The organism is Mesorhizobium sp. M8A.F.Ca.ET.202.01.1.1, assembly GCF_004791595.1.
Lineage (GTDB): Bacteria > Pseudomonadota > Alphaproteobacteria > Rhizobiales > Rhizobiaceae > Mesorhizobium.
Map to the genome: position 1 here is coordinate 1 of NZ_SRUN01000013.1, position 13124 is coordinate 13124.

At 63.5% G+C, this 13124-nt stretch carries 14 protein-coding genes; 2 read left to right on the forward strand and 12 right to left on the reverse strand.

Features of this window, described 5'->3' with window-relative positions; translation table 11 throughout:
- Positions 1 to 239: 239 nt before the first annotated feature.
- The 12 genes from EN845_RS25180 to EN845_RS25235 form a co-directional block, all read right to left on the reverse strand.
- Positions 240 to 554 (reverse strand): hypothetical protein, encoded by a 315-nt coding sequence (locus EN845_RS25180; RefSeq protein WP_127870673.1) that lies wholly within the window; start codon positions 552 to 554, stop codon positions 240 to 242.
- A 41-nt stretch (positions 555 to 595) separates the two neighbouring features.
- Positions 596 to 958: a nuclear transport factor 2 family protein gene (locus EN845_RS25185; protein ID WP_127870674.1), complete on the reverse strand. Its 363-nt coding sequence runs from the start codon at positions 956 to 958 to the stop codon at positions 596 to 598.
- Between the two features lie 83 nt (positions 959 to 1041).
- Complete coding sequence (locus EN845_RS25190) at positions 1042 to 1521, reverse strand: carboxymuconolactone decarboxylase family protein (RefSeq protein WP_127870675.1); 480 nt, start codon at positions 1519 to 1521, stop codon at positions 1042 to 1044.
- 109 nt (positions 1522 to 1630) lie between these two features.
- Entirely contained in the window at positions 1631 to 3184 is a 1554-nt protein-coding gene (locus EN845_RS25195; RefSeq protein ID WP_127870676.1) for an alpha/beta fold hydrolase, read from the reverse strand.
- A 111-nt stretch (positions 3185 to 3295) separates the two neighbouring features.
- Positions 3296 to 3607, reverse strand: a complete 312-nt coding sequence (locus EN845_RS25200; RefSeq protein ID WP_127276430.1) for a formate dehydrogenase subunit delta — start codon at positions 3605 to 3607, stop codon at positions 3296 to 3298.
- Entirely contained in the window at positions 3597 to 4427 is an 831-nt protein-coding gene (gene fdhD / locus EN845_RS25205) for a formate dehydrogenase accessory sulfurtransferase FdhD (protein WP_127870811.1), read from the reverse strand. Before fdhD ends, EN845_RS25200 begins: the two co-directional genes overlap by 11 nt.
- Positions 4424 to 4648, reverse strand: a complete 225-nt coding sequence (locus EN845_RS25210; RefSeq protein ID WP_127870677.1) for a hypothetical protein — start codon at positions 4646 to 4648, stop codon at positions 4424 to 4426. The genes fdhD and EN845_RS25210 overlap by 4 nt, the downstream gene beginning before the upstream one ends.
- Positions 4649 to 4705: 57 nt before the next feature.
- Positions 4706 to 7618, reverse strand: a complete 2913-nt coding sequence (fdhF, locus tag EN845_RS25215) for a formate dehydrogenase subunit alpha (RefSeq protein ID WP_127870678.1) — start codon at positions 7616 to 7618, stop codon at positions 4706 to 4708.
- A gap of 10 nt (positions 7619 to 7628) precedes the next feature.
- Positions 7629 to 9185: an NADH-quinone oxidoreductase subunit NuoF gene (locus EN845_RS25220; RefSeq protein WP_127870679.1), complete on the reverse strand. Its 1557-nt coding sequence runs from the start codon at positions 9183 to 9185 to the stop codon at positions 7629 to 7631.
- The gene (locus tag EN845_RS25225; RefSeq protein WP_127276423.1) at positions 9182 to 9661 is read right to left on the reverse strand and encodes a formate dehydrogenase subunit gamma; all 480 of its coding nucleotides are present in this window, start codon (positions 9659 to 9661) and stop codon (positions 9182 to 9184) included. Before EN845_RS25225 ends, EN845_RS25220 begins: the two co-directional genes overlap by 4 nt.
- 134 nt (positions 9662 to 9795) lie before the next feature.
- Positions 9796 to 10695 (reverse strand): LysR family transcriptional regulator, encoded by a 900-nt coding sequence (locus tag EN845_RS25230; RefSeq protein WP_127276421.1) that lies wholly within the window; start codon positions 10693 to 10695, stop codon positions 9796 to 9798.
- Between the two features lie 143 nt (positions 10696 to 10838).
- Positions 10839 to 11216 carry a VOC family protein gene (locus EN845_RS25235; protein WP_127276419.1) on the reverse strand — a complete coding sequence of 126 codons (378 nt, stop codon included), beginning with the start codon at positions 11214 to 11216 and terminating at the stop codon, positions 10839 to 10841.
- Positions 11217 to 11438: 222 nt separating this feature from the next.
- Here EN845_RS25235 and EN845_RS25240 point away from each other — a divergent pair, with 222 nt between their 5' ends.
- Positions 11439 to 12080 carry a DUF47 domain-containing protein gene (locus tag EN845_RS25240; protein ID WP_127870680.1) on the forward strand — a complete coding sequence of 214 codons (642 nt, stop codon included), beginning with the start codon at positions 11439 to 11441 and terminating at the stop codon, positions 12078 to 12080.
- 2 nt (positions 12081 to 12082) lie between these two features.
- Positions 12083 to 13087: an inorganic phosphate transporter gene (locus EN845_RS25245; protein WP_127870681.1), complete on the forward strand. Its 1005-nt coding sequence runs from the start codon at positions 12083 to 12085 to the stop codon at positions 13085 to 13087.
- Positions 13088 to 13124 lie beyond the last annotated feature (37 nt).

Sequence of the window (13124 nt, forward strand, 5' to 3'; positions counted from 1 at the left end):
GTCGGGCCCCAGCTCATCCACGGTTTAAGCCACCTGAGGGGTGACGGGCTCTCGACCGCCGCCACGGATCAGGCAAGCACCTGGTCCGTGGCACCCTCAACAATGCACGATTCCAAACACACAAGGGGTGTTCCAGCTTGGCGCCAACTTACCCCTCACCCGGATTGCCAACCGATTTGTGAAGGACAAATCGGGGCAATCCGACCTCTCCACAAAGGGGAGAGCTGCGGCCGCGTTTGCTACTCCACGATGCGATAGATGTTCCACAGGCTGGTGCCCGACACGACATAGGGGTCCATCTCCTTCCCCCATTTGGCGTGCGCGTCGATCTTGCCGATCTTGGCGAAGAATTCTTCCAGCTTGGCCAGGCTTTCGACCTCGTGATGCGACTCGACCGTCGCCTCGCGCGCGCCGATCGATCCGGTCATGATCTGGAATTTCAGGTCGGCGAGGCCGACCTGCGAACCGATCTCGCGTTCCCATTTCCTGAGCAATTCGAGCACGGTCTGCTTGTGTCCGAACTTGGCGTCGATCTGCCATCTGGCGCTGAACATGTTGGTTCTCCTCCGAGATTGCGGTTGAGCCCGCGGTTGATCTACTCGTCCCAGGCCTGCACGACGGTCTGCCGTGCGATCTGCCCGTTCTTCAGCTCCAGCATCGCCGCGGCGAACACTTTTGTGCCGTCCGGATAGGCGCAGGCCTGGGTGAAGGCGAGGCTGTCGCCGTTGGCGATGGTGGTGTCGACCTTGTGGGTCATCGCCCGGCTGCAGATATCGTCCCAGAACGTCGTGATCGCCGCTCGCCCACGGATTTCGCGTGGCTTGCTCGGCGGGTTGTTGCGGTCGATCACCCGCACCAGCGCATCGTCGGCATAGAAGCTCGACAGCGTCTTTCCATCACGGCCTTCGATCGCCTTTTTGATCGCCGGGCCGTCCACTATTTGGGTCTTGGTCAGCATTTTATCCTCCATATGCCCATCTTCACGATCGGGCGGTCGATGCTTTGAGGTGCGGCCCGGCGCTCATCGCCGGGCCGGTGTCTTCACTGCGACTTGGCCTTTACGGCTGCGAATACGTCGTCGGTCTGCTTCTTGAAGGTCGCGAGATCGACCTGGTTGCCGTTGAGGATTGTCGACCAATGGCGAACGATTGCCGCCATCGCGATCGTCTCCTTGATCTCCTCGTCGCTGGCGCCGTTGAGCTTGGCGGCTTCGGTGTGGAAATAGATGCAATACTGGCACGGGATCTGCGACGCGACCGCGAGCCCCATCAACTCCTTGGTCTTGCCGTCGAGCGCGGTCTTGGGGTTGAGCTGGACGCCCTTGATCTCGGCCCAGGCGCCGGCGATGGCGACGTCGGGCAGTGTCTTGAACATATCCGGCACCGAGCCGAGCGTCGCCTGGATGTCCTTGTAGGCGGCCGTCGCCGATGCATCCTCGGCTTTTGCGGGAGAGAGCGTTGAAAGCGCGCCAATGCCTGCCGCGATCACAAGTAATCTGAGACTCAGCTTTGACTTGGGCATTTCATCCTCCGTTCGCAGCGCCTTCCGGGTGATATCCGCGTGGCCTGCATGGGGGAGATTGATAGCGCTTACATCGGTATGGCCGCTTCGCCCGAAAGCGCCATGGCTCTTATGGCCCGTCCGGGCCAGCGGTCCTGACGGAAAATGCCGCCGCCGCCGCTCGCGATGGCAGGTCGAGCTTGAGCAGTATGTTGGCGACGTGGCGCTTGACCGTGTGCTCGCTCAGCCTGAGTTCAGCGGCGATCGCCGCATTGCTCTTGCCATCGGCGATCAAACTCACGACTTCGCTCTCGCGTATGGTCAGGCAAGCCGGTTCGGTCGCCCTGGTCTTGGGCCGGCAGGCCGGCTCCAGGTGCTGTTCGGACATCGCAAGCACGAGCGCCAGCGGCTCCTCCAACTCGTCGATGTCGACACGCCCGCGATCGACGAAATGAAGTCCCGAGCCGACTGCCAGATCGGCGACCAGCTTCGACGCCAATATCTCGCCGCGCCCTGCGTGAGCGGCGAGCTGTATCGTCACGCGGCCCGTCAATCCTGCTGGGGCCCCACGCGATTCGATCTCGCCGACATGCGCCCCTTGCGCGCTTGCCACCCCGATTTGCTGCGCCGCGTCGCGTAACGCCGCCGCGCAGCGTAAGGCCCGCCCCGGGCCGTCGAAGCGCGAAATCATCATTTCGCCGTGCAAATCCGCACAGCGCCCGCCATGGCGCGCCACAAGTGTCCGCCATGTTTCGTGGAAATGCTCGCTGCGTTCGCTCCACATCCTGTCGCCCAGCCGTGCAGTGTCGTAGATGCGTGTCACCAGAAGCGCGGCCAGGACGCGCTCGGCTCCTGCCACGGCGCGCTCGCCGGTCAGGAATTCTTCGATCAGGTCGGCCACCCGGTCGACATCGCCGGTCCAGATCGGATGGTCGCGCCCTGGAATCTCGACCAGCCGCGCATTCGGGATTTTCCTGGCCAGGAAGCGGCTGGCGTCTGGATCGACCCGCGCATCGTTGCGGCGATGGATCAGCAGCGTCGGCGCCCTGATCGCCGCCAACACTCCACGTATATCGATTTCCGCATTCATTCGCGCGAGCGCCGCCGCTGCCGTCGGGCTCGCCGACAGCCGCTCGAAACGGGCCCACCACTGGGTAAAATGCGCGTCGTCGACCCGGCCCGGCGCGAAATTCGGCAAGGTGGCACCGGTGCCCCAGGCAGTCTCGGCCGTAACGATGAAGGCGTTGAGGCGTTCCGGCGGCATCACCCATTTGTGGAAATGCGCATAGCCGCCATAGAGCGCCAGGGCCCGCGTCCGCTCCGGATAGGTGGCGGCGAACAGCATCGCCAGCGGCGCTCCCTCGGAAGCGCCGAGCAATGCGGCACGGCCGCTGCCGACCGCGTCCATCACCGCGCGCACATCATCCATGCGGGTCTCGAGGCTGGGCAGGTGATGGACATCGACGCGGTCCGAGAGACCCGTACCGCGCTTGTCGAACAGGATCAGCCGTGAGAAGGCCGAAAGCCGCCGCAAGAGTCTGGTATAACCCTCGTCTTCCCAATGCAGGTCGAGATTGGAAATGAAGCCGGGGACGAAGACGAGGTCAAACGACCCCTGCCCGACCACCTGGTAGGCGATCCGCACCTCGCCGCTAAGGGCGTAACGGGTCTCGATCGGCCTCACGAGGTTGTCCGCCCGGCCTGACGATTTCTGATCGCCAACCATAGCAGAGCCGCGCCGGGTGCGGCAGCCTAAACTTTAGCGACGCGGAATATAAACGGCGCGGCCCGGCGGCTATTTTTGCGAGGCTGCGACGTCGGCCGGGAAGGCCTTGAGGCCGAGCTTGATATCGGCCTCTGCCGGGGTGATCGGCCGCTTGATCCTGGCCGAGGCGACCACAACCAGTTCGTCGAACCCCTCACCGCCGCTGTCCAGCATCTCGAAGAACTGGCGCCGCATCCTCGGTTCCCAGAACTTGTTGATGTGCTCGGCGACGCCGGCAATGCCTTCCTCGCGTGGCCTGGAGTGGAAAAAAGCGGCGATCTGGTTGGCCATGCGCACCAGCTTTTCTCTGGTGCTCATGATGTGGTCTTCGTCATGCGACATGCTGGGCAACTCCGGAGATCACCCGGTCAGGGTGGGTAAAAACATCGAAATCGTCGCCGCGCACCAACGCCACCAGCGTCATGCCGGCTTCCTGCGCCGTGCGGATGGCAAGTGCGGTGGGCGCGGAAACGGCGATGATGAAGGCAGAACCGATCGCCGCCGTCTTCTGCACCATCTCGACCGAAACACGGCTGGTCACCACGACAGCGCCCGATGCGCCATCGATATTGGCCTTGGCCAGCGCGCCCGCCAGCTTGTCTAGCGCATTGTGGCGACCGACATCCTCGCGCGCCATGACGACGCCCTTGCCGGGCACGTAGAAACCGGCGGCGTGCACAGCCCCCGTCTCGGTATGCAGTGGCTGCACCTTCGACAACAGCTTGACCGAACGGGTGATGTCTTCGGCCTCAAGCGTAAGTTTCGACGCACCGACCGCATCGACCGAGCGCATTGCTTCCTCGATGGATTCGATGCCGCAGAGCCCGCAGCCGACCGGTCCAGCAAGCCGCCGCCGCCGTGCCTCGAAACGCGTATTGGCCTGGTCCTTCAACCGAATCTGGATGTCGATGCCGGCGCCGTGATCTTCCACTTCGATGGCTTCGATCTCTTCTGGCTCGGCGATGATGCCTTCGGTCAGCGAAAACCCGAGCGCGAAATCCTCGAAATCCGCAGGGCTCGCCATCATCACCGCATGCGTGGTGCCGGCAAAGGAGAATGCCACCGGCGTTTCTTCAGGCACCATGCGGTTGGCCGCGGCCGTGCCGCTGGCGCGATGCGCTAGTCTGGAGATCTGGGTGGTGGCGCGGCGTTTGAGCATCAGTCCCGCTTCATCCAATTCGGCGTCAGCTCAGGAACATCGCCGGCGATGGTTTCGAAAGCCTCGTATAGCCCTGTGCCCATTATCCGACCAACAATGCGACGAAGCGTGTCGAAGTCCTCTTCGCCGACCTGCTTCTGAATATCGCTAAGATAGCCGTCAAGCTCCGCGCCGTGCCTCTCGCACAGGCGAAGCAGTTTTTCGTAGGCGTCCTTTCGAGTCACCTTGCTTCTCCGTCAGCGCCATCGGCCTGCCTTCTGTTGAAGGAAAGGCGGCCAAGACTACTCCGCCGCCTGCAGCGGAGTGATGCGGCGGCTCTGTTTGGCCTGTTCGTCATAGTCGCGCTGCCATTCAGACGGGCCGTTGGACGCGCCGACCTGCACCGCCGTCACCTTGTACTCCGGGCAGTTGGTCGCCCAGTCGGAGAAGTCGGTGGTGATGACGTTGGCCTGCGTGTCGGGATGGTGGAAGGTGGTGTAGACGACGCCCGGCGACACCCGGTCGGTGATCAGCGCGCGCAGCGTCGTCTCGCCCGAACGGCTGGTCAGCCGCACCCAGTCGCCGTCGCGCAGGCCGCGATTCTCGGCGTCGTGCGGATGGATCTCCAGCCGGTCCTCGGAGTGCCAAGTGACGTTTTCGGTACGCCGCGTCTGCGCGCCGACATTGTACTGGCTGAGGATACGGCCGGTGGTCAGCAGCAGCGGGAAGCGCGGTCCGGTTCTTTCGTCCGTCGCCACATATTCGGTCCGGATGAACTTGCCCTTGCCGCGCACGAAGCCGTCGACATGCATGATCGGCGTGCCGAGCGGCGCCTTGTCGTTGCAGGGCCATTGCACGGAGCCGACCCGGTCGAGCAGGTCGAAGGAGACATTGGCGAAGCTTGGCGTCGTCTTGGCGATCTCGTCCATGATTTCGGCCGGATGCGTATAGTTCCAGTCGAGACCGATGGCGCGGGCGAGCTCCTGCGTCGCCTCCCAGTCGGCATAGCGCGCCTTCGGCTCCAGCACCTTGCGCACCATGTTGATGCGGCGCTCGGCATTGGTGAAGGTGCCGTCCTTCTCGAGGAAGGTCGAGCCGGGCAGGAATACGTGCGCGTAGTTCGCCGTCTCGTTGAGGAACAGGTCGTGCACGACCACGCATTCCATTGCGGCAAGGCCGGCGGCGACATGCTTGGTGTCGGGATCGGACTGCAAAATGTCCTCGCCCTGGATGTAGATGCCCTTGAAGGAGCCGTCGACGGCGGCATCCAGCATGTTGGGGATGCGCAGGCCGGGTTCGTCGTCCAGCTTCACGCCCCACAGGCTCTCATAGATGTCGCGCACCGCGTCGCCCGAAATGTGCCGGTAGCCCGGCAGCTCATGCGGGAACGAGCCCATGTCGCACGAGCCCTGCACGTTGTTCTGGCCGCGCAGCGGGTTCACGCCGACGCCCGGGCGGCCGATATTGCCGGTGGCCATTGCGAGGTTGGCGATCGCCATCACCGTGGTCGAGCCCTGGCTGTGCTCGGTGACGCCGAGGCCGTAATAGATCGCGCCATTGCCGCCCTTGGCGTAGAGGCGCGCGGCGCCGCGGATCAGCTCAGGATCGACGCCGGACAGCTTGCCCACGGTTTCGGGGCTGTTTTCCGGCAGGGCGACGAAGGATGCCCAGTCCTGGAATTCCGTCCAGTCGCAGCGCTCGCGGATGAAGGCTTCGTCGAACAGGCCCTCGGTGACGATGACATGCGCCAGCGACGTCAGCACGGCGACATTGGTGCCGGGCTTCAGCGGCAAATGGTAGTCGGCTTCGACATGCGCCGACTTGACCATCTCGGTGCGGCGCGGATCGAGCACGATCAGCTTGGCGCCCTGGCGCAGCCGCTTCTTCAGCCGCGAGGCGAACACCGGATGCGCGGAAGCCGGATTGGCGCCGATGATGACGGCGACGTCGGTGAATTCGACGGAATCGAAGTCCTGCGTGCCGGCCGAGGTGCCGTAGGTCTGGCCAAGGCCGTAACCGGTCGGCGAATGGCAGACGCGCGCGCAGGTGTCGACATTGTTGTTGCGGAAGCCTTGCCGTACCAGTTTCTGGACGAGATAGGTCTCCTCATTCGTGCAGCGCGAGGAGGTGATGCCGCCGATCGCGGTGCGGCCGTACTGGTACTGGATGCGGCGGAATTCCTTGGCCGTATGGGCGATCGCCTCTTCCCAGCTCACTTCGCGCCAGGGATCGCTGACCTTTTCGCGGATCATCGGCGACAGGATGCGGTCCTTGTGCGTGGCGTAGCCATAGGCGAAGCGGCCCTTGACGCAGGAATGGCCGTGGTTTGCCATGCCTTCCTTGTAGGGCATCATGCGGATGACCTCGTCGCCCTTCACTTCGGCCTTGAACGAGCAGCCGACGCCGCAATAGGCGCAGGTGGTGACGGCGGAGCGCTCCGGCAGGCCCTTTTCGAGCACGGTCTTCTCGCGCAGCGCATCGGTCGGGCAGGCCTGCACGCAAGCGCCGCAGGACACGCATTCGGAGGCGATGAAGTCCTCGTGCATGCCGGCAACCATGCGCGATTCGAAGCCGCGGCCCTCGATGGTCAGCGCGAAAGTGCCTTGCACCTCTTCGCAGGCGCGCACGCAGCGCGAGCAGACGATGCATTGCGCCGGATCATAGGTGAAATAAGGGTTGGATTCGTCGCGGGCGATGTAGTCGACCGCAAGCGAGCCATGGCCCGGCGCGACGCCATTTTCTTCCTTGACGTGGTTGCGGCCCTCGACGCCGTAGCGGTTTTCGGTCAGGCCGACGGACTTCGCCACCACATCGAACTCGCTGGCGCCGGTTCCGGCCTTCTCGTTCCAGCCGGTAGGATGGTCGGAGACGTAGAGTTCCATGACGCCGCGGCGGATGGCGTCGAGCCTGTCCGACTGCGTACGCACCACCATGCCTTCGCCGACCGGCGTCGTGCAGGAAGCCGGCGTGCCGCCGCGTCCTTCGATCTCGACGAGGCAGACGCGGCAGGAACCGAAGGAGTCCAGCATGTCGGTGGCGCAGAGTTTCGGGATTTCGACCCCACCCTCCATCGCCGCGCGCATGATCGACGTGCCTTCCGGCACGCTGATCGAGCGGCCATCGACGGTCAGCGTGACCTGCTTCTCAGCCTTCGATTGCGGCGTTCCGTAATCGAGTTCTTCGATGAGCGTCGGGAAGTCGGCCTTGATGTTCATCTGCCAGCTCCTATTCAGCAGCCACGCGCGCCGGCGCGGGCTTGAAATCCTCGGGGAAATGCGTGATCGAGCTCATCACCGGGTAGGGCGTGAAGCCGCCCAGCGCGCAGAGCGACCCGAACTTCATCGTGTTGCAGAGGTCGGTGACCAGAGCGAGGTTCTTCTCCGGCTCGATGCCGGCGGCGAGCCTGTCGATGGTTTCCACGCCTCGCGTCGAGCCGATGCGGCAAGGCGTGCACTTGCCGCAGCTTTCGATGGCGCAGAATTCCATGGCGAAGCGTGCCTGCTTCAGCATGTCGGCGGTATCGTCGAAAACCGTGATACCGGCGTGGCCGATCAGTCCATCGCGCTTGGCGAATTCTTCGTAGTCGAACGGCGTGTCGAACAGCGCGCGCGGGAAGTAGGCGCCGAGCGGGCCGCCGACCTGCACCGCCTTGACCGGACGTCCGGTGGACGTGCCGCCGCCGATATCGTCGACGATCTCGCCCAGAGTCAGGCCGAAAGCGGTTTCGAACAGGCCGCCTTGCTTGACGTTGCCGGCGATCTGGATCGGGATCGTGCCGCGCGAGCGGCCCATGCCAAAATCCTTGTAGAAGGCGGCGCCCTTGTCCATGATGATGGGCACGGAAGCCAGCGAGATGACGTTGTTGATCACCGTCGGCTTGCCGAACAAGCCTTGGATCGCGGGCAGCGGCGGCTTGGCACGCACCACGCCGCGCTTGCCCTCCAGACTGTTGAGCAACGAGGTTTCCTCGCCGCAGACATAGGCGCCGGCGCCGACGCGGATTTCCATGTCGAAGGCATTGGGCGAACCCAGCACATTGACGCCGAGCACGCCAGCCTTGCGGGCGATCTCGACGGCCTTGTTCATGACGGCGACCGCGTGCGGATATTCCGAGCGGATGTAGACAAAGCCCTTGGTCGCGCCGGTGGCAATGCCGGCGATCGCCATGCCTTCGATCAGCACGAAGGGGTCGCCCTCCATGATCATGCGGTCGGCGAAGGTGGCGCTGTCGCCCTCATCGGCGTTGCAGACGATGTATTTGCGCTCCGATGTCGTATCGAGCACCGTCTTCCACTTGATGCCGGTCGGGAAGCCGGCGCCGCCACGGCCGCGCAGTCCGGAGTCGGTCACTTGGCTGACGATGTCGGCGGGCGCCATGGCCACTGCATTCTGCAGGCCTTTCAATCCGCCGAGCGATTTGTAGGCATCGAGCGACAGCGGGTCGTTGATGCCGCAGCGCGCGAAGGTCAGCCGTGTCTGCTTGGCGAGGAACGGGATCTTGTCGGGCGCGCCGAGCCAGCGCTTGTGATGCCCGCCCTTGAGGAAGCCGCTGTCGAACAGGCTCTTCACGTCGGACGGCTTCACCGGCCCATAGGCGACACGGCCATTGGCTGTCGCCACTTCGACCATCGGTTCGAGGAAATAGGCGCCGCGCGAGCCGTTGCGCACGATCTTGGCCTCGATGCCGCGCTCGGCAAGCTCGTTTGCGATCGCCTTGGCGACCTTTTCCGCGCCCAGCGCCAGCGCGCCGGAATCGCCGGGAATATAGATGCGGGGGGTCATGAGCGCACCTCTGCTACGATCTCGTCGATCTTTTCGTCATCGAGCCGTCCGATTACCTCGCCGTCCAGCATCGCCGACGGCGAACAGGCGCACAGTCCGAGACAATAGACCGGCTCGAGCGTAACCGATCCGTCACGCGTGGTCTCGTGGAAATCGATACCGAGCAACTGCTTGATCCTGGCGGCGACCGCGTCCGAACCCATCGACTGGCAGGCTTCCGCCTGGCAGAGCTTGAGCACGTGCCGGCCGGCCGGGCGGGCGCGGAAGTCGTGATAGAAGGTGACGACGCCGTGCACCTCGGCCCTGGACAGGTTCAGCCCATCGGCAATCACGGGCACGGCGTCGTGCGGTACGTGGCCGAACTCTTCCTGAATGCCGTGGAGGATCGGCAGCAACGGACCCTCGAGGTCCTTCAACTCCTGGATAATCGCCGCAGTGCGTGACGCGATCTCGGTACTTGCAGGCTGCATCGTCATGCAGCGCCCTCCCTGGTCGATAGCTTTTAGCGCTAAGTCTTTACAAAATCAGAGGAAACCCGCGAAATCAATAAAGCGGTTTCGTTGCTCGATAGAAAATCTCTATCGATGGGCTTCAGCTAGCATTGTCTAGCCTAGCGGTGCGCCCGGAAATCGTCTGCCAGCGCCATCGCCTCGTCCAGCAGCGCCTGGACCAGCGGCGTGTGCGGCTCACGCGGTGCGGCGACCAGCCCGACCGTGTGGCTGGCATCGGGCTCGACGATCGGAATGGCCCGGATCGGTTCGGAAAAACCGAATGTTTCCGCAAGGTTGAGCGGCATGATCGATGACCATTTGCCGGTTCGGATGTGCGAAAACAGCACGATCATCGAATTCGATTCCAGCGTCGGCCGCACCTGCACGCCGGCCTCGGCCAGGTGCTGGTCGATGATGCGGCGGTTCTGCATGTCCGGCGTCAACAGGCAAAGCGGCAGCTGGCTGATCTCGGCCCATGTCACTTTGTCGCGGTCGGAATAGGGATTGCCGATTGCGGTGATCAATTGGTAGCGCTCGTCATAGAGCGGCACGCTGGTCACCCGTCCCAGCGGTTCGTTGTCGAGATAGGTGATGCCGGCATCGACATCGAAATTGCCGAGCAGCGAAAGCACTTCGATCGAGGTCCGCGACAGCACCGAAAAGGTGACACCTGGGTGCTTGTCTCGAAAGGGCGTCGTCAATCTGGCCACCATGGCCAATGCTGTCGGGATGGCGGCAATACGGATGCGGCCGGAAAGACCGTGGCGCGCCGCCCGCATTTCCTCGCGCATGGTCCTGGAGTCGCCGACGATGCGGCGCGCCCACACCAGCACCTGCTTGCCCTCCGGCGTCAGGCCCTGAAAGCGCGAGCCGCGCAGCACGAGCATGACGCCGAGCTGGCCTTCCAGTTGCTTGATGCCGGCCGACAGCGTCGGCTGGGTGACGCCGCACACTTCCGCGGCCCGGCCGAAATGCTCTTCCCTGGCCAGCGCGATGAAGAATTCCAGCTTGTCGATCATTGGCGAAGGCTATCCGGCGCGGCGGCACCGCGCCAGATGGTGCCGTGCTCAATCATCCAGGCATGTCGCCCAAAAGTGACTTCGGTTTTGGGGCAGCGACATGCATAGGAAAGCTCTCGCGCCGCGCTGCCCGATCCCGAGATTTACCGGTCCACGAGATTGAGGATATTGCCGTCCGGATCCTTGAACCATGCGACTTTCATGCCGCCGCCGACATGGAGGTCACCCTCCATCGTCAGGCCGGGCATGTCGTAATGCTCGAAGGCGACACCCTTCGACCTGAGGGCGTTGACGACATCGGCGATTTTGTCGCCGACCCTCCAGGTCACCGCAGTCGCCTTGTTGGTCCCCGCGAATTCGGAACGATAGACATTGATGGTGGTGTCGCCGCTTTTGTACACGATCAATTCGCCGCCCTCATCGTGCACCTGTTTCAGGCCGAGCGTCCCCTCATAGAAAGCCTTTGCCTTGGCAAGGTCCCTGACCGCGAGATTGGCTGTTGCGTTGCTGTTTTCAAGCATGATCGTCTCCTTTCCTGGTTGTTCCCTCGTCATTGAACTGCGTCGAACGTGCCATTTCTGAAGTAGGGCCGCCCAGCCGCTTGACGAGCGTCAAGGACATGCGCCCTTGCTGCAAGTTGTGCCTTCAAACGGCGCCGATCCACATCTTTCAGCCGGTTTACTGTTTCCTGCGGCCGCGTGCGACGCTATGTGGATGCAACTGGTGCGCAGGGAGGGACGAACATGCTGGGCTGGTTCCGCAAGCTGTTGCCGCGCGAGGATCGCTTCTTCGACCTGTTCGAACAGCATTCCCGTACCGTGGTCGCCGGCGCCGAGGCACTCCAGTTGCTTCTCCAGGGCAAGGATATCGACCGCAGGTGCCAGGAGATCATCGATCTCGAAAACGAGGCGGACGACATAACCGCGCAGGTGCTGCTTGCGGTGAGGCGGTCTTTCATCACGCCTTTCGACCGCGGCGACATCAAGGATCTGATCCAATCGATGGATGACGCCATCGACACGATGCACAAGACCGTCAAGACGGTGCGGCTGTTCGAAAAGCGCGAATTCGATCCGCTGATGCAGGAAATGGGCGGCGTCATCGTCGACACCGCCAAGCTGGTCGCGGAGGCGATCCCGCTGCTCGCCAAGGTCGGCGCCAACAGCACACGCCTCAATGAACTCGCCGAGGAGGTCATGCGTGCCGAGGGCCGGGCAGACGACCTGCATGAGCAGGGTTTGAAGGATTTGTTCAAGCGCCACAATGGCGGTGATGCGATGGCCTATCTGATCGGCTCGGAAATCTATGGCCAGCTCGAGAAGGTGGTCGACCGTTTCGAGGACGTCGCCAACGAGATCAGCGGCATCGTCATCGAGAACGTCTAGCGATGGAAGCGACCATCGCCTTTCCCCTGCTCGTCGGCCTCGTCGCCGTGGCGCTGTTCTTCGATTTTCTCAATGGCCTGCACGACGCGGCCAACTCCATCGCCACCATCGTCTCCACGCGGGTGCTGCGGCCGCATTATGCGGTGCTGTGGGCGGCCTTCTTCAATTTCATCGCTTTCCTGTTCTTCGGCCTTCATGTCGCCGAGACCGTCGGCAAGGGCATCGTCGACGTCAGTGTCGTCACCCCGGCGGTGATCTTCTCGGCGCTGGTCGGCGCTATTGTCTGGAACATCGTCACCTGGATCGCCGGTATTCCGTCGAGCAGCTCGCACGCGCTGATCGGCGGGCTGGTTGGGGCCGGGGTCGCAAAGGCGGGCTTCGGCGCCATCGTCTGGTCGGGCCTGGGCAAGACGGTCGCCGCGATCGTGCTGTCGCCGGCAACCGGTTTCGTCCTGGCGCTTCTCCTGGTCCTGGTGGTTTCATGGCTGTTCGTGCGACAGACGCCATTCGCTGTCGACAGCACGTTTCGCGTCCTGCAGTTCTTTTCGGCCTCGCTCTATTCGCTCGGCCATGGCGGCAACGACGCCCAGAAAACCATGGGCATCATCGCCGTGCTGCTCTATTCGCAAGGCATGCTCGGCACCTCGTTCTATGTACCGCTGTGGGTCGTCCTCACCTGCCAGTCGGCGCTGGCGCTGGGCACGCTTTTGGGCGGCTGGCGCATCGTCCACACAATGGGCTCGAAGATCACGCGCCTCAATCCGATGCAGGGTTTCTGCGCCGAGACCGGCGGCGCGATCACCCTGTTCGCAGCCACCTGGCTCGGCGTCCCGGTCTCGACCACGCACACGATCACCGGTGCCATCATCGGTGTCGGCGCGGCTCGGCGTATCTCGGCCGTCCGCTGGGGCATCGCCGGCAACATCGTTGTCGCCTGGGTCGTCACCTTGCCGGCGACGGCGGCGATTTCCGCTCTCACCTACCTGGCGCTCAGCCTGGCCCGGTGATGTCGCGGCGTGGCGCTTGGAGCCGTCTGCGTTCTGC